Source organism: Marinospirillum sp. (genome assembly GCF_014859565.1).
On record NZ_JACUUA010000040.1, the window covers coordinates 1 to 23641 of the forward strand.

At 52.6% G+C, this 23641-nt stretch carries 27 protein-coding genes; 24 read left to right on the forward strand and 3 right to left on the reverse strand.

Features of this window, described 5'->3' with window-relative positions; translation table 11 throughout:
• Positions 1–125 precede the first annotated feature (125 nt).
• From rpsT to lspA, 9 genes are all read left to right on the forward strand, one after another.
• Entirely contained in the window at positions 126–395 is a 270-nt protein-coding gene (gene rpsT / locus IBX50_RS07485; RefSeq protein WP_292254666.1) for a 30S ribosomal protein S20, read from the forward strand.
• An 89-nt stretch (positions 396–484) separates the two neighbouring features.
• The gene (murJ, locus tag IBX50_RS07490) at positions 485–2074 is read left to right on the forward strand and encodes a murein biosynthesis integral membrane protein MurJ (RefSeq protein ID WP_292254667.1); all 1590 of its coding nucleotides are present in this window, start codon (positions 485–487) and stop codon (positions 2072–2074) included.
• Between the two features lie 148 nt (positions 2075–2222).
• Entirely contained in the window at positions 2223–2633 is a 411-nt protein-coding gene (locus IBX50_RS07495; protein WP_292254668.1) for a prepilin-type N-terminal cleavage/methylation domain-containing protein, read from the forward strand.
• Entirely contained in the window at positions 2634–3341 is a 708-nt protein-coding gene (locus tag IBX50_RS07500; protein ID WP_292254669.1) for a prepilin-type N-terminal cleavage/methylation domain-containing protein, read from the forward strand. It abuts the gene before it with no gap.
• Complete coding sequence (locus IBX50_RS07505) at positions 3338–3568, forward strand: hypothetical protein (RefSeq protein WP_292254670.1); 231 nt, start codon at positions 3338–3340, stop codon at positions 3566–3568. Before IBX50_RS07500 ends, IBX50_RS07505 begins: the two co-directional genes overlap by 4 nt.
• A complete protein-coding gene (locus tag IBX50_RS07510; protein ID WP_292254672.1) occupies positions 3565–4065 on the forward strand; it encodes a GspH/FimT family protein in 501 nt (166 codons plus the stop codon). Before IBX50_RS07505 ends, IBX50_RS07510 begins: the two co-directional genes overlap by 4 nt.
• A gap of 92 nt (positions 4066–4157) precedes the next feature.
• The gene (gene ribF / locus IBX50_RS07515) at positions 4158–5159 is read left to right on the forward strand and encodes a bifunctional riboflavin kinase/FAD synthetase (protein WP_292254673.1); all 1002 of its coding nucleotides are present in this window, start codon (positions 4158–4160) and stop codon (positions 5157–5159) included.
• A gap of 35 nt (positions 5160–5194) precedes the next feature.
• Positions 5195–8047 (forward strand): isoleucine--tRNA ligase, encoded by a 2853-nt coding sequence (ileS, locus tag IBX50_RS07520; protein WP_292254675.1) that lies wholly within the window; start codon positions 5195–5197, stop codon positions 8045–8047.
• A complete protein-coding gene (lspA, locus tag IBX50_RS07525; RefSeq protein WP_292254676.1) occupies positions 8040–8564 on the forward strand; it encodes a signal peptidase II in 525 nt (174 codons plus the stop codon). Before ileS ends, lspA begins: the two co-directional genes overlap by 8 nt.
• Here lspA and IBX50_RS07530 read toward each other — a convergent pair.
• Complete coding sequence (locus IBX50_RS07530; protein ID WP_292254678.1) at positions 8561–8977, reverse strand: DUF86 domain-containing protein; 417 nt, start codon at positions 8975–8977, stop codon at positions 8561–8563. The two genes, lspA and IBX50_RS07530, sit on opposite strands and share 4 nt — an antisense overlap.
• A 1-nt stretch (position 8978) precedes the next feature.
• The gene (locus IBX50_RS07535; RefSeq protein ID WP_292254679.1) at positions 8979–9377 is read right to left on the reverse strand and encodes a nucleotidyltransferase domain-containing protein; all 399 of its coding nucleotides are present in this window, start codon (positions 9375–9377) and stop codon (positions 8979–8981) included.
• A 145-nt stretch (positions 9378–9522) separates the two neighbouring features.
• Between IBX50_RS07535 and fkpB the strand changes: the two genes are divergently transcribed.
• From fkpB to glp, 13 genes are all read left to right on the forward strand, one after another.
• Positions 9523–9972: an FKBP-type peptidyl-prolyl cis-trans isomerase gene (fkpB, locus tag IBX50_RS07540; protein ID WP_292254680.1), complete on the forward strand. Its 450-nt coding sequence runs from the start codon at positions 9523–9525 to the stop codon at positions 9970–9972.
• Between the two features lie 20 nt (positions 9973–9992).
• Positions 9993–10946 (forward strand): 4-hydroxy-3-methylbut-2-enyl diphosphate reductase, encoded by a 954-nt coding sequence (ispH, locus tag IBX50_RS07545; protein WP_292254681.1) that lies wholly within the window; start codon positions 9993–9995, stop codon positions 10944–10946.
• Between the two features lie 181 nt (positions 10947–11127).
• Positions 11128–11583: a DUF3305 domain-containing protein gene (locus IBX50_RS07550; protein WP_292254682.1), complete on the forward strand. Its 456-nt coding sequence runs from the start codon at positions 11128–11130 to the stop codon at positions 11581–11583.
• Positions 11576–12121 (forward strand): DUF3306 domain-containing protein, encoded by a 546-nt coding sequence (locus IBX50_RS07555; RefSeq protein ID WP_292254683.1) that lies wholly within the window; start codon positions 11576–11578, stop codon positions 12119–12121. The genes IBX50_RS07550 and IBX50_RS07555 overlap by 8 nt, the downstream gene beginning before the upstream one ends.
• Complete coding sequence (locus IBX50_RS07560; protein WP_292254684.1) at positions 12021–13712, forward strand: 4Fe-4S binding protein; 1692 nt, start codon at positions 12021–12023, stop codon at positions 13710–13712. The genes IBX50_RS07555 and IBX50_RS07560 overlap by 101 nt, the downstream gene beginning before the upstream one ends.
• 12 nt (positions 13713–13724) lie before the next feature.
• Entirely contained in the window at positions 13725–14342 is a 618-nt protein-coding gene (locus tag IBX50_RS07565) for a molecular chaperone TorD family protein (protein ID WP_292254685.1), read from the forward strand.
• A gap of 310 nt (positions 14343–14652) precedes the next feature.
• Positions 14653–14862 carry a twin-arginine translocation signal domain-containing protein gene (locus IBX50_RS07570; RefSeq protein ID WP_292254687.1) on the forward strand — a complete coding sequence of 70 codons (210 nt, stop codon included), beginning with the start codon at positions 14653–14655 and terminating at the stop codon, positions 14860–14862.
• Positions 14863–14888: 26 nt separating this feature from the next.
• On the forward strand, positions 14889–17747 hold the full coding sequence (locus IBX50_RS07575) for a molybdopterin-dependent oxidoreductase (protein WP_292254689.1): 2859 nt from the start codon (positions 14889–14891) through the stop codon (positions 17745–17747).
• 17 nt (positions 17748–17764) lie between these two features.
• Entirely contained in the window at positions 17765–18403 is a 639-nt protein-coding gene (gene fdh3B, locus IBX50_RS07580) for a formate dehydrogenase FDH3 subunit beta (protein WP_292254690.1), read from the forward strand.
• Between the two features lie 2 nt (positions 18404–18405).
• Entirely contained in the window at positions 18406–19467 is a 1062-nt protein-coding gene (locus tag IBX50_RS07585) for a formate dehydrogenase subunit gamma (protein WP_292254692.1), read from the forward strand.
• Between the two features lie 142 nt (positions 19468–19609).
• A complete protein-coding gene (locus IBX50_RS07590; protein WP_292254693.1) occupies positions 19610–19933 on the forward strand; it encodes a DUF1244 domain-containing protein in 324 nt (107 codons plus the stop codon).
• Complete coding sequence (gene moaB, locus IBX50_RS07595) at positions 19933–20454, forward strand: molybdenum cofactor biosynthesis protein B (RefSeq protein ID WP_292254695.1); 522 nt, start codon at positions 19933–19935, stop codon at positions 20452–20454. Before IBX50_RS07590 ends, moaB begins: the two co-directional genes overlap by 1 nt.
• A gap of 22 nt (positions 20455–20476) precedes the next feature.
• A complete protein-coding gene (glp, locus tag IBX50_RS07600) occupies positions 20477–21682 on the forward strand; it encodes a gephyrin-like molybdotransferase Glp (protein ID WP_292254697.1) in 1206 nt (401 codons plus the stop codon).
• Here the strand turns inward: glp and IBX50_RS07605 are convergent.
• The gene (locus IBX50_RS07605) at positions 21663–21830 is read right to left on the reverse strand and encodes a hypothetical protein (RefSeq protein ID WP_292254699.1); all 168 of its coding nucleotides are present in this window, start codon (positions 21828–21830) and stop codon (positions 21663–21665) included. The two genes, glp and IBX50_RS07605, sit on opposite strands and share 20 nt — an antisense overlap.
• 193 nt (positions 21831–22023) lie before the next feature.
• Between IBX50_RS07605 and IBX50_RS07610 the strand changes: the two genes are divergently transcribed.
• Together IBX50_RS07610 and IBX50_RS07615 are read left to right on the forward strand one after the other, a co-directional pair.
• The gene (locus tag IBX50_RS07610) at positions 22024–22488 is read left to right on the forward strand and encodes a cyclic nucleotide-binding domain-containing protein (protein ID WP_292254701.1); all 465 of its coding nucleotides are present in this window, start codon (positions 22024–22026) and stop codon (positions 22486–22488) included.
• Positions 22489–22640: 152 nt separating this feature from the next.
• The coding region (locus tag IBX50_RS07615) for an NAD(P)H-quinone oxidoreductase (RefSeq protein ID WP_292254703.1) at positions 22641–23641 on the forward strand (1001 nt) is incomplete at its 3' end.

Below are 23641 nucleotides of genomic sequence, written 5' to 3' on the forward strand. Positions count from 1 at the left end.
GCTGGTTTATGCATTAACACCATGCTAGAATCCGCTTCCCCTTATTTATGAGGGTTCTGTCTGGTTAACCGTTCAAGAACGGCATCAGATTCTTACGATCATCAGCAAGACTCCAAGGAGTTATCGTGGCCAACATCAAGTCTGCCAAGAAGCGTGCGCTTCAATCCGAAAAACGTCGCCTGCACAACAACAGCCTGCGTTCCATGGTTCGTACCCACATCAAGCGTGTCCTGAAAGCTGTTCAGGCCGGTGACTGGGAAAAATCCATGGCTGAATTCCGCGCCGCTCAGCCGGTTATCGACCGTATTGCTGACAAGGGTGTATTCACCAAGAACTGGGCTGCTCGTACCAAGAGCCGCCTGAATGCTCGTGTGAAAGCACTGAAAGCAGCCTGATCCATCTGGGCTGTTTGCAGAAAAACCGGCATAATGCCGGTTTTTTTGTGTCTTTTATTTCAGATCACTTGCCAGTCTGAGCATCTTTGATGACATCACACAGTCCGACACAGGATCAATCCATCAACAATCAGCCACCGCCGAAAAAGCGCGGCCTGCTTGGTTCCGGGCTGATTGTCAGTGCCATGACGTTTATATCGCGTATTCTTGGCCTGATCCGCGACATAGTGATTGCTACGCTGGTGGGTGCCGGTGGGGCTGCTGATGCCTTTTTTATTGCTTTTAAAATCCCCAACTTTTTACGCCGCCTGTTTGCAGAAGGTGCCTTTAACCAGGCTTTTATTCCAGTGTTGGCAGAATATGCCGAGAAAAAAACCCGCGCTGAAATCCGCCTGTTGATTGATTCCGTAGCAGGTTGCCTAGGGTTGTCACTGCTGGCACTAACCAGTCTGGCGATGCTGCTGGCTCCTGCGCTGGTATGGGTGTTTGCACCCGGTTTTGCCAGTGATCCTGATAAACAGGCCATGACCGCCGATCTGCTGCGCATCACCTTTCCTTATCTGCTGCTGATTTCGCTGACGGCTTTTTCCGGCAGTATTCTGAACACCTGGGGGCGTTTTGCCATCCCCGCCATCACCCCGGTTTTTCTGAATCTGAGCCTGATCGGTTGTGCGCTGTTTCTGACACCACTGGTTGGCTCCGCTGCTGAGGCTCTGGCTTGGGGTGTGTTAATTGCCGGTATGGTGCAGTTGGCATTTCAGCTGCCTTTTCTGGCTCAGGTGGGTTTGTTGCCACTGCCTCGACCACGATGGAAACATGAAGGCGTGCGCCGTATTTTACGCCTGATGGCACCGGCTCTGTTCGGGGTTTCCGTCAGCCAGATCAACCTTTTACTGGATACCGTACTGGCCTCTTTTCTGACCGATGGCAGTGTTGGCTGGTTGTATTATGCTGATCGGCTGGTCGAACTGCCGCTGGGTGTTTTTGGTATTGCCATTGCCACGGTGATTCTGCCTACCCTGTCGCGCCAGCACGCCACGGCAGATGCAGACAAGTTTTCACAGCTGCTGGACTGGGCGGTTCGCATGGTGTTGTTAATTGGTCTGCCTGCCGCGCTGGCACTGGTGTTACTGGCACAACCTCTGCTGATCACCCTGTTCCAGTACGGTGCCATGACTGCTTATGATGTGGAGATGTCCGCACTGGCATTACAGGCTTATGCGCTGGGTCTGCTGGCATTTATGCTGATCAAGGTGTTGGCACCGGGCTATTTTGCCCGTCAGGATACCCGCACCCCGGTGCGTATTGGCATCAAGGCCATGGCTGCCAATATGGTGTTTAATCTGCTGCTGATTGTACCTTTGGCACATGCTGGTCTGGCACTGGCAACAGCTGCCTCGGCATTCCTGAATGCTTTCTGGCTGGCACGTGGCCTGCGCCGTGAAGGGGTATTACGCTGGTCTGCCGGATGGGGGCGTTACGCCTTGCAGCTATTACTGGCGCTCAGTGGTTTGGTGTCATTACTCCTGTGGTTATCCCCTGCGACGGAAGTCTGGCTGATGTGGAGTCTGCAGGAGCGTATTTTACGATTAGCGCTCGTTGTTGTGGCCGGTGCACTGGGTTATGGCGTTTTATTGCTACTGGCAGGCATACGCTTAAGGCACCTGCGCCACTCTTGATTGCAGATATCGCATTACTTTCCGTTAAAAAAATTTAATATTTGTAACCCGTAAGACTCAGATCAATAAAGCAGCCACTCCAACGAACCCTACTTGCCTTTTTTTTCTACACTTCTCTAAAGGATTGATTCGCTTCAGGGAGGTTATCATGCTGCCCATTGCCCCCCGTAATACCCTGCACGGCTTCACCCTGATGGAGCTACTGGTCAGTCTGTTGCTGATCAGTGGCATGGCATTAATGACCAGTCAATATCTGTTAAGCAGTCAGCGCACGCTGTTATTAATGCAACAAAGAGAACTTGCTGCCGCCACGGCTGATCATCTGGTTCGCCAGCTTGCTGTTGATAACAGCAACAATGGGGCAATCCAGTCCAGCCTTGCATCAGGAAAATGCAAAACCAGTAGTCAAGCTGATCTGACACTCTGGTGTGAGGCACTGGAAAAGCTGCCACAGTTAAAAGCACAGCTTAATGCCCAGCGACTAATACTGGAATGGCAATCACCCAGTGGCCTGAGGCAACTGGAGCGGCCACGAGCAAAAAATACCGGAGGTGCATAAATGCACAAAATCCGGGGGTTTACGCTACTGGAAGTTTTGCTGGTTAGCCTGCTCGGAAGCCTGCTGTTACTGGCCGCCACAGAGCTGCTGGCTTCACTCTCCCAACAACAAGCCAGAAACTACGCCCAGCTGCGCCTGCAGGACAAGGCACGACTGGCAGATCTGGCGATCAGCCGGGACATCACCACTGCAACAGCGGTTTTAGCGGTGGGAGCCGCCAGTCAACCTTATCCCAACCGATCTGTAACTTCTGTAGATCTGGGTGGTTTTGATCTAGCCGCTACTGGCTTTAACCAGTTTCGCAGCTCTGACTGGCTCTTTATGAAAAAAGGCAATAATAGTGAGCCGGATTACAGTCTCTGGCATTTGGATGAAAAGACCCATGGTTTTGGTTTGGCACACAAGGGCTTATCCCGAGAAAACTCTGACTCACTGACTGCCTCACAAACGTTGGTTGATCAGGTTGAGTTGTTACGCTTCCGGTTTTATTGCAGTGATCAAAAACGCTGGTTAACCGCATCAGAAGCCACGATCTACTCCAGCATCACCCATGTTCATTTTGCTTTCTTGTTAACCAGTCCTGTGAGTATCAAGGCAAAATCTAGAAGCATCGAATTATGGGATGAGATCCTGCAACCACCGGATGATGGACATTTGCGCCTGCTGGTTACTGGTATTCGTGCTCTGCGCGAGGAGGAAGATGAGTGACGTATCAACGCGGGTTTTTACTGGCACCGCTACTCGTTTTTATGTTTCTGACCCTGTTATTAATCCAAATGGGGACTGCAGATCTGAGTCGCAGCTTGGTTATGCATCAACTGAAACTCCATCAGGATTGCATTACCTTGCTGCAGGATTTAAATCACAGCGGAGGTGTTGAGTCCTTCAGCGCGGATGACTGCCCTGCTTGCCCACTACCCAGAGGTTGTCCGTGAGACGTTTTCAGCAGCAGGGCATCCACCTATTTGATCTGCTGCTGGCTATGTTATTACTGAGTATTCTGCTGGGTTACGCTCTGCCTACTTATCAGCAAACACTGGAAATCCACCGACAGGCAGCTGAACTGAATCGCCTGCAGGGTATTCTGGCATCAGCTCGTTTACAGGCCAGCGTATTCAACCAGATGCTGACTTTGTGTGTGTCTGATAACGGTCAGAGTTGCCAGAGCAACACCAGCAACCAAGGCGGGCTGCTGTTGATGGATAACAACCTCCAACCCTTGCAACACTATCCCGGTTATGGGCATTCGGTGATTCTGAATACCAGCCCACTGGTGTTAAGACCTTTACCTGATCGAGGATCAGGTGGCACCCTGCTGCCTTGCACCGGTTTTCGTTACCAATCTGCTCGTGGTATCACCCTGTCACCGGCTGGCCGCATCCGGATTAATTCCGAGCCACCACAAAACCTGGAAACTCAATGCCCTAACTGATCCGGCATCAAGGCGCGGCTATTATCCATCCGGTCTTTTCTATATAATCCCGAGGTTGTTTTCTCAACACTGACCCAACTGATCGAGCTTGAATGGAACTGATTCGCGGCATCCACAATTTGCGTGCCCAGCACCGAGGCTGTGTAGCCACCATCGGCAATTTTGATGGTGTGCATCTGGGGCATCAGCAGATTCTTCAGCAAGTGAGAGAAATTGCTGCGCGCCTGCGCCAGCCCACAACAGTGATGGTGTTTGAACCTCAACCACGCGAGTTTTTTGCCGGGGAACAAGCCCCACCACGGCTGAACCGCTTTCGTGAAAAAGTGGAACGCCTGACTGAATATGGCGCTGAACGAATTGTTTGCCTGCAGTTCACCAGCCGCCTGCGTCAGCTGACTGCCGAGGCATTTATTCAGCAAGTGTTGGTGGATGGCCTGGCTGTGCGCCATCTGGTGGTGGGTGATGATTTCCGTTTTGGCTGTGATCGCGCCGGTGATTTTCATCTGTTAGAAAAAATGGGGCCAAAATACGGCTTCAGTGTTGAACACACCAACACCTGCCTGCTGGATGGTGAGCGAGTTTCCAGCACCCGTGTACGTGCTACTCTGGATGCTGCTAATCTGGCTGATGCCGCTCGTTTACTGGGTCGCCCGTACAAAATTGCCGGACGTGTAGTTCATGGCCGTAAACTGGGACGCACTCTCGGTGTACCCACGGCCAATCTGTTGCTGGGTGACCGCAAACCGGCATTAAACGGTGTATTTTGTGTGATGGTAAAAATGCCGAATGGTTTATCACGCCCCGGCATTGCCAATATTGGCCTGCGTCCAACCGTCGATGGACTGCTACCGGCACTGGAAACCCACCTGCCGGGTTTTGATGGCAACCTGTACGGCAAAAGGCTGGAGGTATTTTTTCTTGCCAGGATTCGTAACGAGCAGAAATTTGATGGCCTGGATGCACTGAAGGCACAGATAGCTGCTGATATAACCCGGTGCATCCATTTTTTTCAGCAGCAGGATCCACAGTGGCAGCCCGGTGAAGTCTGGCTGCGCTCCGGTGTTCCACCTCTGCTGGCTGCTGCACCCATCTGATTTTTCCAGTTAACCGCAACCTTGATGACCCGACCATGACCGATAAAAATACGGACCAATACAAGCACACTCTTAACCTGCCGGAAACCAGCTTTCCGATGCGCGGCAACCTGCCCAGCAAGGAGCCGGAGCGCTTGCAGCAGTGGCAGGATATGGATCTTTATGCCCGCCTGCGTGAGCAGGGCAAGGATCGTCCCAAGTTTGTACTGCACGATGGCCCTCCTTATGCCAACGGCAACATCCACATCGGTCATGCTGTTAACAAGATCATCAAGGATTTTATTATCAAATCCCGCACCCTGTCGGGTTTTGACGCACCTTATGTGCCCGGCTGGGATTGTCACGGTCTGCCAATTGAACACAAGGTTGAAGTCACCCACGGCAAAAACCTACCTGCTGATAAAGCACGTGAACTCTGCCGCGAATACGCCGGTGAACAGATCAAAGGCCAGATGCAGGACTTTATCCGTCTGGGCGTGATTGGTGACTGGAAAGCACCCTACCGCACCATGGATTACAGCAACGAAGCGGGTGAAATCCGCGCGCTGGCAGAAATGGTCAAGGGCGGTTTTGTCTTCAAAGGACTCAAGCCGGTGAACTGGTGTTTTGACTGTGGTTCAGCGCTGGCTGAAGCTGAAGTTGAATATGCTGACAAACAATCCGATGCCATTGATGTGGCCTTCACCTGTGCAGACAACGAACAACTGGCTAAGGCCTTTGGTCTGACCAGCCTGCCCAAACCGGCAGCCGTGGTGATCTGGACCACCACCCCTTGGACTATTCCCGCCAACCAGGCACTGAATGTCCACCCAGAGTTCACCTATGCCTTAGTGGATGCGGGTGATCGTCTGCTGCTGTTGGCTGAGCCGCTGGTGGCCTCTTGTCTGGAGCGTTATGAGCTGGATGGCTCCGTGATTGCCACCACCCGTGGTGAAACACTGGAAAACATCCGCTTCAGTCATCCGTTTTATGATCGCCTGTCGCCAGTTTATCTGGCTGATTATGTTGAAGCGGAAGTCGGCAGCACCGGTATTGTCCACTCAGCCCCAGCTTACGGTATGGATGACTTTATCTCCTGCCGTGCTCACGGCATGGAATTTGACGCCATCATCAGCCCGGTACAGAGCAACGGTGTTTATGCTGAAGATCTGCCATTTTTTGGCGGCCAGATGATCTGGAAAGCCAACCCGCAGATTGTTGAAAAACTGCGTGAAGTGGGCGCGCTGATGAACCACAAAAAAATCAGCCACAGCTACATGCACTGCTGGCGTCACAAAACTCCGGTGATCTACCGTGCCACCGCTCAGTGGTTTGTGGGTATGGATATTCCCAGCAAAACTGATGGCAAAACCCTGCGCGAAAAAGCCCTGGCGGGTATTGAACAAACCGAATTTGTACCCGGCTGGGGACAGGCTCGCCTGCACTCAATGATTGCCAACCGCCCTGACTGGTGCATCTCGCGCCAGCGCAACTGGGGTGTACCGCTGCCATTTTTTCTGCACAAGGCAACAGGTGAACTGCATCCACGCACCGAAGAACTGATGGAGCTGGTGGCACAAAAGGTGGAGCAGCAGGGCATTAATGCCTGGTTCCAGCTGGATGCGACTGAACTGCTGGGTGCAGAAGCTGACAACTACGATAAAGTCACCGACACACTGGATGTGTGGTTTGATTCCGGCACCACCCACTGGCACGTGCTGCGTGGTTCCCATCCACTGGGACATGCTGAAGGCCCACGTGCCGACTTGTATCTGGAAGGTTCCGACCAGCACCGTGGTTGGTTCCACTCCTCACTGCTGACCGGTTGTGCCATTGATGGTCATCCACCTTACCGCGCCCTCCTGACTCACGGTTTTACCGTGGATGCTCAGGGTCGCAAGATGTCCAAATCCATGGGCAACGTGGTAGCGCCGCAGGAAGTGATGGACAAGATGGGTGCTGACATTCTGCGCCTGTGGGTTGCGTCCACCGACTACTCCGGTGAGATGGCGGTTTCTGATGAAATCCTCAAGCGCACTGCGGACTCTTACCGCCGTATCCGCAACACTGCACGTTTCCTGCTCTCCAACCTGAATGGTTTTGATCCGGCGCGTGATCTGTTACCACAGGATGAGTTACTGGCTCTGGATCGCTGGGCAGTGGATGCCGCTCTGCAGTTGCAGCAGCGCATCACCGATGCGTTTGACACCTACCGTTTCCTGGATGTTTACCAGCAGGTACACCACTTCTGTGTACGCGAACTGGGTGGTTTTTATCTCGACATCATCAAGGATCGCCAGTACACCATGCAGGAGGATTCTCGTGGACGTCGTTCCTGCCAGACCGCCTTGTATCATATCGCTGAAGCCCTGATCCGCTGGATTGCCCCGATCCTCAGCTTCACTGCTGAAGAAATTAATGAAGCCCTGCCGGGTGAACGTCCTCAATCCGTACTGTTCACCACCTGGTATGACGGCCTGTTTGCTCTACAAAATAGCGGCGAGCTGGGACGTGAATACTGGGAACGTCTGGTGGAAGTGAAAGACAGCGTGAACAAGTGTTTGGAAGATGCCCGTAACGAGAAGCTGGTGAAAGGTTCACTGGCTGCTGAAGTCACACTCTATGCCGGTGATGCCCTGCTGACGGATCTGCAAAAACTCGGTGATGAGCTGCGTTTTGTGCTGCTGACTTCAGAAGTCACTCTGCGACCACTGGCAGAAGGTGTTGATGCCCGCAGCACGGATCTGGACGACCTCAAGGTTGAAGTAGCCGCCTCACAACACACCAAGTGTGTACGCTGCTGGCATCACCGTGATGACGTTGGCAGCCATGCCGAACATCCTGAGTTGTGTGGTCGTTGTATCAGCAACCTGCCGGATGGTGAAGGTGAGCAACGCCACTATGCCTGATTGGTTTAACACCGCTCTGGTCAGCCTGAAACCCAGACGCAGCAGCCTGATCTGGCTGCTGCTGGCGGCACTGGTCATCCTGTTGGATCTGGGCAGCAAAGCCTGGATCAGCAGCCATCTGTTTTATGGTCAGCGCATAGAAGTACTGCCGGTGTTTGATCTGGTGCTGCTGCACAACACCGGTGCTGCCTTCAGCTTTCTGGCGAATGCCGGTGGCTGGCAGCGCTGGTTTTTTGTACTGCTGGCATTGGTTGCCAGCCTGGTTATTTATGGCTGGCTAAATCGCCTGCAACCCAGTGAAAAAATTACCGCGCTGGCATTGGCATTAATCCTGGGTGGCGCACTGGGCAACCTGCACGACCGCTTCTTTTATGGGTATGTGGTCGACTTCCTAGCTGTCCACTGGAACCAGCGGTATTTTCCCGCCTTCAATATTGCCGATGCCGGAATCACTGTTGGTGCGGTACTACTGATCTGGCAATCGTTTTTTGGCAAGGAAGCGCAACGATCCAACTAACCCAGAGCAACAACAGCCTGACGAACAAAGTTCAGAGGTTGCTGGAAATAACCCTTCTGAATCACTGACTGGACTATTTCAGGATCTACATCCAGATAGTCATGCACCAGCGCATTACGCAATCCGATGACTTTTTTCCATGGCTGGTTGCTCTGTATCAGTCCTGCGCTTTCCAGATATTGGAAGGCTTTTAACCCTTCGTTTACTGTCTGCCCAGAAACTGCTTTAGCCCAGTGTTTGGCTGCACCGATTGCCGCTTCGATCAAAAGCTGCAAACTGCGCTCAGCAGCCAGTTCTTCAAATCGCGACCAGGGCTGGGAATCCAGTTTTGTTTTCAGCAACAGCAGATCTCTTTCACACTCATTCACATGCTCGGTCAAAGAGAAGAGGTAACTTGGCGCAACAGGAACCATTTCAGTTCAACCTTGTTTGAAGGTGAATAGTTTGAGGGTACATATAATCCAACTCCCAGATGGAGAAGATTCTGGACTCGATGGTCATGCGAATCGGTGGCTGTTTATCCACCAGCAATTTTCCTTCAGAAAGAACACTCCACCCAAGAGGAACCGGACAACAAGCCAAATCCACAATACTGATGTGACCTTCTGGCAAATCCAGAGCCTGCTGCCAATCTAGGGTCAGAACTTCCGGACGCAGCCGTCTTTCCAGCGGATCCGGTTCCCAACTGGAAAAAATCACCGCCAGATCATAATCACTGGTCGCTCCGGCATCACCTCGCGCACGCGAGCCGTATAACCATAACGCCAGAATATATGGATTGTTTTCAGCCAGTTCAGTCAGTGCTTTTAGCATCGGATGCCTTCCTTTCATAGATCACCAGAATAGCAGCAACCTGACCAGTGAACCAATCACCTGCTGCACAAGTCGAGATGGTTACTCACTCTCTGTCCAGCGTGCTAAAATTCGGCAACTTTTCTTATTCTGCTGTGGAAATCCCATGAATGATTTAAAAATCGGTGCTGGTACTCAGGTCACCCTGCACTTTGCCCTATTACTGGAAGATGGTCAGCCTGTTGACTCCACCTTTGATCGTGATCCAGCACACCTGATTATTGGAGATGGTAATCTGCCGGAGGGTTTTGAAGCCTGCCTGCAAGGGCTGATGGCCGGTCAGCGCGAAACCTTCACCGTACCACCGGAAAAAGCTTTTGGTCAGCACAATCCCAGCAATGTACAGCTGTTGTCCCGCTCGGATTTTTCCAATATTGATGAGCTGGAAGTGGGCATGATTCTGGGCTTCACCGACAAGGCCGGTGGTGAGTTGCCAGGTATGATTGCCGAAGTGAATGATCGTCAGGTACAGGTGGATTTTAATCATCCACTGGCAGGACGCACCCTGACTTTTGAAGTGGAAATTCTGGACGTCAAACCTGTTTCCATCCAATAACCCATCCGGCGAGAATGTCTATGACCCTGTCCATCCAGCTTGCCAATCCTCGCGGTTTTTGTGCCGGAGTGGATCGTGCCATCGAAATTGTTAACCGTGCGCTGGATGTGTTCGGCCCTCCCATTTATGTCCGACATGAAGTGGTGCACAACCGCTTTGTGGTTGAGTCCCTGCGGGATCGTGGTGCGATTTTTGTGGATGAACTGCATGAAGTACCGAACGATGTGATCGTGATTTTTTCTGCTCACGGGGTTTCTCATGCTGTGCAACAGGAAGCTGAGCGACGCAACCTAAAAGTCTTTGATGCCACCTGCCCGCTGGTGACCAAGGTACACATGGAAGTCTTGCGTTATGCCCGCCTGGGGCAGGAGTGTGTGTTGATCGGTCATGCCGGTCATCCAGAAGTGGAAGGCACCATGGGGCGTTACGACACTCGTCATGGTGGCAAAATTTATCTGGTTGAAAATGAGGCTGACGCCAGCCAACTGCAGGTCAGTAATCCCGATCATCTGGCTTATGTCACCCAGACCACCCTGTCGATGGATGACACCGCACGGGTGATTGATGCCCTGCGCCAGCGTTTTCCTAACATCAGCGGCCCGCGTAAAGATGATATCTGTTACGCCACCCAGAACCGTCAGGATGCAGTCAAAACCCTGGCCGAAAATTCTGACCTAGTGCTGGTGGTTGGCAGCCCCAACAGCTCCAACTCCAATCGTTTACGCGAGCTGGCCGAACGCATGGGTGCCCGTGCTTTTCTGATTGATGGTGCTGACAACTTAAAAAAAGAGTGGCTGGAGAATATCCGTAGTATCGGTATCACCGCTGGAGCCTCCGCCCCAGAAATTCTGGTTCGGGATGTGATTCAGCAGCTGATTGAATGGGGTGCTGATGCACCACAGGAACTGGCCGGTCGTCCGGAAAACATCACCTTTTCCATGCCTAAAGAGTTGCGTCTGACTCAGATCGACTGATTACCAGCGGGTCATTTTGACCCGCTTCTTTCTATCACCCTCTCTATACACTAGCTTTTGATCGCCTTTTTTTGGGCTTTCCAGCCTCAAATCCATCCGTCAATTTTAGTTTATTCTCCCTGCCGCCACGGCACAGGGTTTGCTGTTTATTCCTGATATATTCCATACGGGGATCAATCCGGTGACTCAAGCACACACACCCACCCTTAACCTCTGGCACCTATGGTTACGCCTGGATAAAAAAGTCAGCCTGTCTCGCGGCTGGGAAAGCATTCAGTGGCAGGTTGCCGAAGTCAGCCATCAACCCCTGCAGCATGCCGATGCTGTTCCGCTGCAACTGCAGTTATACCGGGATGAACGCAGTGCTTACCGGTTTAATCTTTCCTCTCAGGCACCCAAGCTGTTTGTAATTTGTGAAGAACGCGAAGAAGGCATGATTCCCAGAATCATCAGCGCCTGTCAGGACGAAGCCGCTGACTATATGGATGCCGGGCAACCAGTGCTGGATCTTCCGATGCCCGCTGCCATTCACGCCTGGATCGAGGCATTTATGGCACATCACGGTGAGTGGGTTGATCCCCGTGATGCCAAGCGTCGCATGCGTGGTCAACCTCGTGAGGAACCTCAGCATGAGTGATGCCTTTTTGCAGCGCTGGTCCAAGCGTAAACAGCAACAAAATGAGACGCTGACCCAGCCTTTACCTGAAGAAGCGCTGGCAGCGGATCAACAGCCCGTGGCAAAAACTTCACCCGAGCTTCCCAATCAACAAACGAACGAAGAAATAGAACTGCCCGATGTGGACTCACTTCATGCAGGCAGTGATGTTTCGATGTTTTTTTCCAGCAAGGTCAGCACGGAATTAAAACAACAGGCACTGAGAAAACTGTTTCACCAACCGGAATTTAATTTTCGTTGCCCACTGGATGAATATGCCGAGGATTACAGCCAGATGCCTCTGTTAAGTGCTGAAGCTGCAGGCAAGGTTCGCCAGTGGGCAAAAGAGCAGATCGAAGATTTGCTGGATAACAATACAGCAGCAGATAAAAACACAATAGATGATGAGCAGACCCACCATGACAGAACCGAATATCAACCGTCTGGCACAGAAACAAGCGATCAACAGCTTGCCACCACTACTGATGACCCAGAGCAACAGCATCAGTTACCGGAGTAACGGCCACCTGCTGATTATCGGCCCGGAAGATCTGGCTCGGCTGGCCGCAGAACAGATCAAGGGGTTACGTTCCATCACTCTGCTGGCTCAGGGTGGTGTCAGTAATCAGGATGATTTACATCTGGAAAGCGCAATGTCCAGCGCTGCTGATGCCAAAGTCATTTATGCCCCCATCAGCAGCCTGAAGGGTTGGCTGGGTGCTTTTGAACTGCTGGTCAGGGATAACCAGCAGGACGCCTTTAATCCGGCAAAAGCACTGATCGGTCAGGAGCATTTTGATCTGGTGTTGGATCTGGGTACACAACCCACCTTGCAAAATGAACTGTCACCGCCCGGTTATTATGCTGTTGCACCGGATGCTGCTTCTTTTTATGAAGTGCTGGGTGAGCTGGATGGTTTGCAAGGTGAATTTGAAAAACCGGCTTATATTCAGGTGAATAATGACATCTGCGCCCATGCCGATCGAGGCAAAACCGGCTGTACTCGCTGCCTGGATGTTTGCCCGGCTGATGCCATCAGCAGCCATAACAATACTGCCTCACACGACTTTATTATTCAGGTGAATACCGCCCTGTGCCATGGCGCAGGTAGTTGCACCACTGCTTGCCCGACGGGTGCTTTAAGTTTTGTCTCCCCTCAGCCACAAAGCCAGCTGACCCAACTGCGCCAGTTAATTAGCAGTTATTCTCAGGCTGGTGGTGAACACCCCGCGCTGTTGATTCATGCCGCAGAGGCACAGCCAGATTTACAACAACTACCGGATTTTGTTTTACCTCTGGCTCTGGAAGAAGCCGCGGGTGTTGGTATTGAAATCTGGATGTCGATGCTGGCAGCTGGTTGTACCTTTGTTGCCATCCAGTTGACTGAAAACACACCACCCAGCCTGCAAAAACTGCTGCGCAGTGAAGTAGCACTGGCTGGGCAGTTACTGGCCGCCATGGGGCATCCGGCACAACGCATTCAACTGGTGAATGAACAACAGCTGGGTCAGGAACTGTTGCAGCTGGATCAACAACTGAGCCACTGGCATAACCAGCCACCAACGGATCCATTTGAATGGCAGGGCAAACGAGCCACCTTAAATGCTGCACTGGAGCGACTGTTCGAGCAGGGTGAAGCCCTCGAAGAACCTGTGACACTGTCAACTTCAGCACCCTATGGGCAGGTATTACTGAATACCAATGCCTGCACCCTTTGTATGGGTTGTGTGGCGATTTGCCCTACCGGTGCCCTGCGTGGTGGTAATAATGAAGCACCCCGTCTGGCCTTTCTGGAAGCTGATTGTGTGCAATGTGGCCTCTGCTCCAGTGTCTGTCCGGAGCAGGCTATTCGACTGGAAGCTCGTTTTGCTCCAGCACCCGGTATTCGTCTGAATGAACGTACCTTAAAAGAAGAAGAGCCTTTTCATTGCATCAGTTGCGGCAAGGCTTTTGGCAGCAGCAGCACCATCAACAGCATCATGAAAAAGCTGGAAAACCACAGCTATTTCCAGGGTGAGGCAGCAAAAAGACTGCAGATGTGTGAAGACTGCCGTGTCCGTGACAGCTACCGCGAACTGGCAGCTGACCCCGAAGCCCAACTGCGACTGTAAAGGAACTCGACCATGAATCAGGAAAACCAAGCATTACGTGCTGATATTTATGCTTTACTGGCGGCATTATTTCGCACACCTCCCAGCGCGGAACTGCTGGAGTTTCTGCAGCAGATGGAGATCGACACCAGCCAGAAGGGCAAGATGACTCGTGGCTGGCAACTGCTGCGCCTTGCCGCACAACAAACCAGTGCTACGGCAGTTGAAGAAGAGTTTTTACCCCTGTTTATTGGTATCGGGCAGGGTGAGGTGACCCCTTTTGCTTCCTGGTATCTGACCGGCTCCATCATGGAAGCACCACTGATTGAGCTGCGCAAGGATCTGAAACTGCTGGGGTTTGAGCGTGAAGAACATAGCAAGGAGCCGGAGGATAATCTGGCTGCCCTGTGTGAGGTGATGTCTTTGTTGATCCAACAAGGCAAGAGCGATGAGCTTCAAGCGACTTTTTTCAGCCGCCACTTGGCAGAGTGGGTGGAACCCTTGTGTCGTGATATCCAGCAGGCATCCAGTGCGGTGTTTTATCAGGCCGTTGCAGAGCTGGCAGAGGCGTTTTTTCAGCTGGAAAAAAACCATCTGAGTCAGCTGGCATCCTTGCCACAACAAACGGTACAACTCTACAACCCAGCTTGAGCTGGCAGTATCAGGCGTTGATGGCTCTTTCGGCTTCCAGACTTGCCATCTTGCCTGCCTCCCAGCGGTTGTACTGCTCTTGCTGGTCAACAGACTAGTCGATTTTTCTTTTACAGAAAATGCCCTGAGACAAAAAGCAACTGTCGGCTTTTTTATGCTGCGTCAAAATGACTCGCCTATAAAAACCTCTGCTGGTTTTGGTGGATTAAAAGCCGACTTTTCTTCCCTTTGGCTTGCGTGCCTCTGGCTCCAAGCTTGCAATTCAACAAGGGTTGATACGAACAACATCAGATAAGAGATGGGGAAAACCATGCAAAACAATAAAACCAGCGCAACGAATCAGCTCGAGCGTCGTCGGTTTCTGAAAGGCCTGGCTGGTGCTTCTGCTGCTGCCGGTCTGGTCGCAGTATCCGCCAATACACTGGCCGCAGAACAGTCAGTCACTGAATTGCCGGATGAACAGGTACAGGGTTACCACGAAACGGATCATATCCGCGCTTATTACGCCAGTTGCCGCTGAATCGACAAGAATAAAGGGGAACCAAGATGCGTTTAACCAAAAAAACTGCTGCCAGCACTGATGCGGCACAGAGTGAAGGACTCGGCGTCAGCCGTCGTGGCTTTCTGAAGGGAACCAGTGTTGCGGCTGGTGGTTTGGCTGCCACTGGCCTGCTCGGTCAGGGCATGATTCGCAAGGCCGAAGCAAAAACAGCAAAGTCCACTGCACCAGTGGAAGTGAAACGTACCATCTGTACCCACTGCTCGGTGGGTTGTGGTGTTTATGCCCATGTACAGGAAGGTGTCTGGACTTATCAGGAAGCAGCCTTTGATCACCCGATCAACAAGGGTGCTCATTGCGCCAAGGGTGCTGCCCTGCGCCATCATGGTCATTCTACCCGTCGCCTGAAATACCCGATGAAACTCGAAGGCGGCAAGTGGAAAAAACTCTCCTGGGAACAAGCCATCAACGAAATTGGTGACAAAACCCTGCAGATTCGTGAAGAGTCCGGTCCTGACTCAGTGTTCTGGCTAGGTTCTGCCAAGTTCAACAACGAACAGGCTTACCTGTTCCGCAAGTTTGCCTCCCTGTGGGGTACCAACAACGTGGATCACCAGGCGCGTATCTGCCACTCCACCACCGTCGCCGGAGTTGCCAACACCTGGGGCTATGGTGCGATGACCAACAGTTACAACGACATGCAAAACAGCAAGTCGATTCTGTTTATCGGCTCCAACGCGGCGGAAGCCCACCCGGTTTCCATGCAGCACACCCTGATTGCGAAAGAACGCAACAACTGTAAAGTGGTCGTAGTTGATCCGCGTTACACCCGCACTGCAGCCAAGGCTGATGAGTATGTGCGTATTCGCTCCGGCTCGGACGTGGCTTACATCTGGGGTCTGCTGTGGCACATTTTCAGAAATGGCTGGGAAGACAAGGAATACATCAAACAGCGTGTTTACGGCATGGACGAAATCCGTAAAGAAGTTGAACAGTTCCCACCTGCCGTTGTGGAAGATATCACCGGTGTGGGTGAAGCCCAGATGTACAAGGTCGCCAAAATGCTGGCCGACAACACCCCCGGCTGCGTTGTGTGGTGTATGGGTGGAACCCAGCACACTACCGGCAACAACAACACTCGTGCTTATTGCATTCTGGAACTGGCGCTGGGCAATACCGGCAAATCCGGCGGCGGTGCCAATATTTATCGGGGTCACGATAACGTACAGGGTGCTACTGACTTTGGAGTGCTCTCAAACTCCCTGCCGGGTTATTACGGTCTGGCTGAAGGCTCCTGGAAACACTGGGCTGGTGTATGGAATGTGGATTTTGCGTGGCTGAAAAACCGCTTTGACCAGAACACCTACCGTGGCACCAAGCCCATGAATGCCACCGGCATTCCCGTCTCTCGCTGGGTGGATGGTGTACTGGAAGATAAAGAAAAAATTGCGCAGAAAGATAACCTGCGTGCGGTGTTTTACTGGGGGCATGCTGTTAACTCCCAGACCCGTGGCCCGGAAATGCGCGAAGCCATGAAAAAGCTGGATATGATGGTGATTGTGGATCCTTACCCCACGGTTGCCGCTGTCATGAACGACCGCACCGATGGTGTGTATCTGCTGCCAGCCTGTACCCAGTTTGAAACCTACGGTTCCGTGACCGCATCCAACCGCTCTATCCAATGGCGCGACAGGGTGATTGAGCCTCACTTCGAGTCCAAATCCGATCATGAAATCATGTACCTGTTTGCCAAAAAACTGGGCTTTGCTCAGGAGCTAACCAAACAGATCAAGGTGAATGGCAACGAGCCACTGATTGAAGATATCGTGCGCGAATACAACCGTGGCATGTGGACCATCGGTTATACCGGCCAGAGCCCGGAACGCCTGAAATACCATCAACAAAACTGGCATGCCTTTGATTTCACCAGCCTGCGCGGCGTTGGTACTGAAGCAGATGGTGAGTTTTATGGCCTGCCCTGGCCTTGCTGGGGTACTGCCGAGATGAAACACCCTGGTACCCACATCTTGTATGACACCAGCCTGCCGGTCAAAGACGGTGGCCTCGGTTTCCGTGCCAACTTCGGTGTTGAGCGCAACGGTGTCACCCTGCTGGCAGAAGGTTCTGCTCCGGTTGGCAATGAAATCGGTGACGGTCACCCCGAGTTCACTGCTGATTTGCTGAAACAGCTTGGCTGGTGGGATGACCTGACAGCGGAAGAGAAAAAAGCTGCTGAAGGTAAAAACTGGAAAACCGATCTGTCTGGCGGTATCCAGCGTGTTGCCATCAAACATGGCTGTGCGCCGTTCGGTAACGGCAAGGCACGTACCATTGTGTGGACCTTCCCGGATGCCATTCCGAAACACCGTGAACCCCTCTACACCACCCGCCGTGATCTGGTTGCCAAATACCCCACCTGGGATGACTTTGAGTCCATCTTCCGCCTGCCGACGCTCTACAAGTCGATCCAGCAGCGCGACACTTCCGCCGAATTCCCGATCATTCTGACCTCCGGTCGTCTGGTGGAATACGAAGGTGGTGGTGACGAAACCCGTTCCAACCCTTGGCTGGCTGAGTTGCAGCAAGACATGTTTGTGGAGATCAACCCCTTCAACGCCAACACCCTGCGCATTCGTGATGGCCAGGATGTCTGGGTTTATGGGCCGGAAGGCGGCAAAGCCAAGGTCAAGGCACTGGTCACCAACCGTGTTGATCGCAACGTGGCCTTTATGCCTTTCCACTTCGGTGGACGCTTCCAGGGTGAAGATCTGCGCAGCCGCTACCCGGAAGGCAGTGACCCCTACGTTCTGGGTGAATCCGTGAACACCGTAACCACCTATGGTTATGATCCGGTCACCTTGATGCAGGAAACCAAAACCACCGTCTGCCGAATTGAAGCAGCCTGATCCCAGAGGAGAACACCATGGCTCGTATGAAATTTTTGTGTGACTCAGAGCGCTGCATCGAGTGCAACGGTTGTGTCACGGCCTGTAAAAACGCCAACGAAACTGAGTGGGGCATTCAGCGCCGCCGCGTAGTGACTCTGGATGATGGTGAAATTGGCAAGGAGGTCTCTATCTCCGTAGCCTGTATGCACTGCTCCGATGCACCTTGTATGGCGGTTTGCCCAACTAACTGCTTCTACCCGACGGAAGAAGGCCTGATCCTGCACAACAAGGACACCTGTATCGGTTGTGGTTATTGCCTTTATGCCTGTCCTTTTGGTGCGCCGCAGTTCCCGAAACAGGGTGCCTTCGGAGCACGCGGCAAAATGGACAAGTGCACCTTCTGTGCCGGTGGTCCGGAAAGCGATCCAGTACTGGAACAGCAAAAGTACGGTGCCAACCGCCTGAAAGACGGCAAGCTGCCACTCTGTGCTGAAATGTGTTCCACCAAAGCCTTGCTGGCCGGTGATGCACAAGAAGTTGCGGATATCTTCCGTGAGCGAGTGGTTTACCGTGGACATAAAAATGGTGCCTGGGGTTCTAATCCACCTGCACCGGGCTTGACCGAGCTGGCACGTCAGGCAGCTGAGCTGGCCACTGATGCAGCGAGAAGCTAACCATGAAAAACTGCAAGCGTAACTCTGGCAGCCTCTGGCTCAGCCTGGTTGCGCTGCTGCTGGCAGGCTGTTTATTCAGCCTGCCCTCAGTGGCTCAACCGGAAAGCGGTCAGCCTGCTGATGCACGGCGCGAGTTGATGCAAACCCTACCAGGAGTCACACCCGACTACTGGCGAGATGTACAAGGTGGTGTCTCCGGCACCACCAGCTCGCGCAGTCCGGGTGCCAACACCCTGATCATGGTGGAAGGTGAACAGTGGCGAACCTGGCGTAACCAGTGGGTATCACCCGGTGGCTTGATTGCACTGGGCGGCAGCGCTTCCGCACTCTTACTGTTCTGGTTACTGTTTGGCCCGGTCAAACTGGAGCACCCACGCACCGGTCGCAAGCTCGAGCGTTGGACGCGGATGGATCGCACCATCCACTGGTATGTTGCCAGCCTATTTATCATTCTGGGCTTCACCGGCCTGATGCTGTTGTACGCCAAGTGGTTCCTGCAACCCATTCTACCGGGTGGCATCTGGGCCGCCTTTATGACCGCTGCCAAGAACATCCACAACTATCTGGGGCCGCTGTTTGCTCTGGGGTTGCTGGCGATGATCATAAAATGGATTCGCCACAATGCCTTTAACCTGGTGGATCTGAAATGGTTTGCCAAGGGTGGTGGTATTGTTGGTAAAGGTCATCCTCCAGCCGGTTACCTGAACGGTGGTGAGAAGGTCTGGTTCTGGATTGTCACACTGGTGGGACTGACAGTGGTAATTTCCGGACTGGTTGCCGACTTCCCCAACTTTGGTCAGGGTCGTGAAACCATGCAGACCACTCTGCTGGTGCATGGTGTCGGTGCACTGATCCTGATGGCCGCTTCTTTTGGTCACATCTACATCGGCACCGCCGGAACCGAGGGTGCCTTTGAAGGCATGAAAACCGGTTACGTCGATGAAAGCTGGGCGAAGCAGCATCATGATCTCTGGTATGAAGCCGTGAAGGATCAGGCGATCAGTGAGAGTGAGCTGGAAGCACAAAAAACCGGAACGACCAAGAGTCAGACTCAGGCATCCTGATCGACTGTTAAAAACAAGGGCTTCAGTTGTTCATCTGAATGACTGAAGCCTTTTGTTTGCTGTTATAGCACTCTCTTTGTGGTTATCATCCTCGTTAAAGATTCAAACTGTTCATTTTGCCTTGCATGGAGACATCCCCCTGATGAAAGCCCTTGACCCACAGGTACAGACTGAAATTGAAGCCGCCGCCTTTCGTCGTCTGCTGCAACATCTGGATAACAACAAAGATGTACAGAACATCGACCTGATGATTTTGGCCGACTTCTGCCGCAACTGCCTGGCGAAGTGGCTGATGGCTGCTGCTGAGGATCAGGATGTAGAGCTGAACTATGATGAAGCCCGTGAAATCGTCTACGGTATGCCCTACGAAGAATGGAAAGACTTGTATCAGCAACCCGCCACAGAAGCACAGCTCAAGGCTTTTGCTGAGCGTGAAGCGGCTCGTAAAGCACGGGGTGATCACTGATGGCACAGGATTTTATTCCCTTGCAGATTGCGGTACTGACCCTGTCGGATACTCGCACCCTGGCCGAAGACAAATCGGGTGATGCACTAGTAGAAATGCTGCAGCAAGCCGGTCATCAACTGGCTGATCGTCAGCTGATACCGGATGACGTGTACCAGATGCGTGCCGTGGTCAGCCAGTGGATTGCTGATCCAGCCATTCAGGTGATCCTGACTACTGGCGGCACTGGTTTTACCGGTCGAGACTCCACTCCGGAAGCCTTGCGCCCGCTGTTTGATACTGAAATTGAAGGTTTTGGTGAGCTGTTCCGGCAGGTCTCTTATGAAGAAATCGGTTCATCCACCGTGCAATCCCGCTGCCTGGCCGGACTCGCCAACCGCACCGCCATCTTCTGCCTGCCCGGCTCCACCGGAGCCTGCAAAACCGGCTGGAACAAAATCCTGCAGGAACAACTGGATGCCCGTCACAAACCCTGCAACTTTGTCGGTATCCTGCTGAACGGCAAACAGCTGCATAGTTAACATAACACTCAAGAGCCTCAATATGACCCAAACACCTGCCCTGACTCCGGTTGCGACTGCTCTTGAGCAGATGTTGTTATCCATTCAACCCGTTCAAGAATCAGAATGCCTGCCGCTCGATCAGATCACCGGGCGCATCACGGCAAAATCTGTGGTGTCTGGTGTGAACGTGCCTCCGGCAGATAACTCGGCCATGGATGGGTATGCCATAAACTGGGCTGACCGTGGCAAAACGCTGACTGTTTCCCAACGTATACCGGCAGGCAGTGCACCCCAGCCACTGCAGCCGGGCACCTGCGCCCGTATTTTCACCGGATCAGAAATTCCCGCTGGTGCAGACACCGTTGTGATGCAGGAGGTGGTGACTTTGACCACCGACGGTCAGGTCGTTATCCCCGCAGAGCTGCAACAAGGTCAAAACGTTCGCCCCTGTGGACAGGATATAACCCTGGGGCAGGTTGTTGTGCCGGAGGGAATCCGACTGGATTACCGCCATATCGGTTTACTGGCGAGTGTGGGACAGGCAGAGGTTCAAGTGCTGCGTCGCCCAAGGGTGGCTTTACTGGCAACCGGGGATGAACTGGTGATGCCGGGGCAGCCCTTGCAAGCAGGGCAGATTTACAACTCCAACCGCCCCATGTTGAGCAGCCTGCTGCAATCCTTAGGTGCAGAGCTGGTGGATTTAGGCAATATTGCTGATACCCAGCAAGCCACGGAAGCGGCTCTGTTAAAAGCAGCTGATCAGGCCGACTTTATTTTATCCACAGGCGGTGTTTCGGTCGGCGAAGAAGATCACATCAAACCGGCAGTGGAAAAACTCGGGCAGCTAAACCTTTGGAAGCTGGCGATGAAGCCGGGCAAACCGGTGGCTTTTGGTCAGATCGGCAAGGCCGCTTTTCTTGGTTTACCGGGTAATCCGGTTTCGGTATTTGTGGGTGCTCAGGTGTTTTTATGGCCATTGCTGGCAAAACTGGTTGGGCAGCACACATCCGGTCAACTGCCACTGGAGCAGGGTGTAGCACAGTTCAGTGGGCGCACACAAATCCGGCAGGAATATCTGCGCGTCAGGGCAGAGTTACAGGATGGGCAATGGCAGCTGCAATCTTTTGCCAACCAAAATTCCGGGGTACTCAGCTCGGTGGTCTGGGCCAATGCACTGGCTGTTTTGCCGCCGCGCAGCAACATCCAGCCGGGTGACACAGTGAGCTTTATGCGTTATCAGCCGTGAGTTCCGATAAATCCAACACCAGCGGTGGGTTCATACCCGGATCTGCCCAGCGGCAACTGCTGGCATTGGCGGTGGCATAACCTCCCTGAGAGGCAGGATAAAACCCATAACCTTCATGAATGTGTCCAACCGTATTGACTATTTCCATGAAAGCCTGCGTTCGGGTGATGGTTGAGTTTGGTAACCCCATTATCCGGGTAGCAGGCTTTCTTTAAAACTGTCCGAACTATTGCGAACTATTGCGATAAGTGAGTCTGAAAAACTTAACTGAATCACGTTTTTTCCACCTGAACCTCTGCTATTCTTGCATTCATTCAGCACAGACAAGGAAAGATGAACGGATGAAACAAATTAACACACTCAGGCACAAGATTACCCAGCTACTCAGTCGACTGGATTTTTTTAAAGACTTTAACGAAACCGACAAAGCCTTGCTGGTGGAAGGCAAAGGTATGATTGTGCTGGCTGAAGAAGGCGAGTACATCATCAAAGCCGGATCTGTTGATCCCACCTTATACATCCCGCTCAGTGGTGAGCTGGAAGTTCGTATGACCAATGAAAAGGGCAAAGAAATCGCGATTGCCAAAATCCCACCCGGTGAAACAGTGGGTGAGGTCGCTTTTCTAACAGATACAGCACGTACAGCCAGTGTTGTAGCACTGAAACAAACCCTGCTGTTCCGCTGCAACCGCCTGGCATTAAAAAGCCTGGCACCTTCTGCACGCGAAAAAATCAAGGATCAGATCATTTACAAACTGATCGAGCGCCTGCATCAGAAGAATGTAGAGCTCAGTAACCGAGGTTAATCTTTTAACTCCGGGTTGAAAATTAACGCGCCAGAAGCGCACCATAAAAGACACCAGCAGCATCAATGCCAGAATCCTGAACAGGTGATATGCAGCGCCTTGTTGTACACGAACCGCGTAGCATAACAGAATAACAATAGAGCGAGGCCAGTATGCAAGTCATTGAAATCACACAACCCGGTGGTACAGAGGTTCTACAAGCTGCACAACGCCCTTTACCCGAAGCCTTTAAAGGGCAGATTTTAATCAAGGTTGCAGCAGCCGGCATCAACCGGCTGGATATTTTCCAGCGCCAGGGCAATTACCCAGTACCACCCGGTGCCTCCGATATCCCAGGGCTGGAAGTCAGTGGTGAAATCATTGGTGGTGATCTGGCTTCAGCCGACAATTGGCTGGATTTTAAAATCGGCGATCAGGTTTGTGCCCTGATGCAAGGCGGTGGTTATGCTGAATACGCCGTTGCAGAACTGCAACAATGCCTGCCAATCCCTGCCGGACTCACTCCACTGGAAGCAGCTGCTCTGCCTGAAGCGTTATTCACTGTCTGGAGTAATGTTTTTGATCGTGGCCGTCTTGGTCAGGGTCCAAAAGGAGCCAAGGAAACTTTGCTGGTACAGGGTGGCACCAGTGGCATAGGTACTTTTGCCATTCAGCTGGCACATGCACTTGGATACCGGGTATTTGCCACCGCAGGCACTGACGAGAAGTGCCGCGCCTGCGAAGCACTGGGGGCAGTGCGAGGCATCAACTACCGTACCGAGGATTTTGTTGAGGTGGTACGACAGGAAACCCAGGGCGAAGGTGTTGATGTCATTCTCGACATGGTGGCCGGTGGTGATTATCTGGCTCGTGAACTGGAAGCCGCTGCCGATGACGGGCGCATAGTTATCATTTCACTGCTTGGTGGTGCCAAGGCTGAAATCAATCTGAGCCATATACTGCGCCGCCGTGTCAGCATTCTAGGTGGCACACTGCGCCCCAGAGGCAACGATTTTAAAGGGCCAATTGCCAGACACCTGTACAAAACTGTCTGGCCATTACTGGAACAGCAGCTGATCAAGCCCGTCATATATAGAACCTTCCCCCTGAGTAAAGTAGCGGAAGCCCATCAACTGATGGAAAGCAGCCAGCACATAGGCAAAATTCTGCTGGA

What these genes read in the sequence shown, in the direction of transcription:
- murJ (WP_292254667.1), top strand. Translation starts at nt 485, where the DNA reads ATGACATCACACAGTCCGACACAGGATCAATCCATCAACAATCAGCCA.
- IBX50_RS07495 (WP_292254668.1), top strand. Translation starts at nt 2,223, where the DNA reads ATGCTGCCCATTGCCCCCCGTAATACCCTGCACGGCTTCACCCTGATG.
- IBX50_RS07500 (WP_292254669.1), top strand. Translation starts at nt 2,634, where the DNA reads ATGCACAAAATCCGGGGGTTTACGCTACTGGAAGTTTTGCTGGTTAGC.
- ribF (WP_292254673.1), top strand. Translation starts at nt 4,158, where the DNA reads ATGGAACTGATTCGCGGCATCCACAATTTGCGTGCCCAGCACCGAGGC.
- ileS (WP_292254675.1), top strand. Translation starts at nt 5,195, where the DNA reads ATGACCGATAAAAATACGGACCAATACAAGCACACTCTTAACCTGCCG.
- lspA (WP_292254676.1), top strand. Translation starts at nt 8,040, where the DNA reads ATGCCTGATTGGTTTAACACCGCTCTGGTCAGCCTGAAACCCAGACGC.
- IBX50_RS07530 (WP_292254678.1), bottom strand. Translation starts at nt 8,977, where the DNA reads ATGGTTCCTGTTGCGCCAAGTTACCTCTTCTCTTTGACCGAGCATGTG.
- IBX50_RS07535 (WP_292254679.1), bottom strand. Translation starts at nt 9,377, where the DNA reads ATGCTAAAAGCACTGACTGAACTGGCTGAAAACAATCCATATATTCTG.
- fkpB (WP_292254680.1), top strand. Translation starts at nt 9,523, where the DNA reads ATGAATGATTTAAAAATCGGTGCTGGTACTCAGGTCACCCTGCACTTT.
- ispH (WP_292254681.1), top strand. Translation starts at nt 9,993, where the DNA reads ATGACCCTGTCCATCCAGCTTGCCAATCCTCGCGGTTTTTGTGCCGGA.
- IBX50_RS07555 (WP_292254683.1), top strand. Translation starts at nt 11,576, where the DNA reads ATGAGTGATGCCTTTTTGCAGCGCTGGTCCAAGCGTAAACAGCAACAA.
- IBX50_RS07560 (WP_292254684.1), top strand. Translation starts at nt 12,021, where the DNA reads ATGACAGAACCGAATATCAACCGTCTGGCACAGAAACAAGCGATCAAC.
- IBX50_RS07565 (WP_292254685.1), top strand. Translation starts at nt 13,725, where the DNA reads ATGAATCAGGAAAACCAAGCATTACGTGCTGATATTTATGCTTTACTG.
- IBX50_RS07570 (WP_292254687.1), top strand. Translation starts at nt 14,653, where the DNA reads ATGCAAAACAATAAAACCAGCGCAACGAATCAGCTCGAGCGTCGTCGG.
- IBX50_RS07575 (WP_292254689.1), top strand. Translation starts at nt 14,889, where the DNA reads ATGCGTTTAACCAAAAAAACTGCTGCCAGCACTGATGCGGCACAGAGT.
- fdh3B (WP_292254690.1), top strand. Translation starts at nt 17,765, where the DNA reads ATGGCTCGTATGAAATTTTTGTGTGACTCAGAGCGCTGCATCGAGTGC.
- IBX50_RS07585 (WP_292254692.1), top strand. Translation starts at nt 18,406, where the DNA reads ATGAAAAACTGCAAGCGTAACTCTGGCAGCCTCTGGCTCAGCCTGGTT.
- IBX50_RS07590 (WP_292254693.1), top strand. Translation starts at nt 19,610, where the DNA reads ATGAAAGCCCTTGACCCACAGGTACAGACTGAAATTGAAGCCGCCGCC.
- moaB (WP_292254695.1), top strand. Translation starts at nt 19,933, where the DNA reads ATGGCACAGGATTTTATTCCCTTGCAGATTGCGGTACTGACCCTGTCG.
- glp (WP_292254697.1), top strand. Translation starts at nt 20,477, where the DNA reads ATGACCCAAACACCTGCCCTGACTCCGGTTGCGACTGCTCTTGAGCAG.
- IBX50_RS07605 (WP_292254699.1), bottom strand. Translation starts at nt 21,830, where the DNA reads ATGGAAATAGTCAATACGGTTGGACACATTCATGAAGGTTATGGGTTT.
- IBX50_RS07610 (WP_292254701.1), top strand. Translation starts at nt 22,024, where the DNA reads ATGAAACAAATTAACACACTCAGGCACAAGATTACCCAGCTACTCAGT.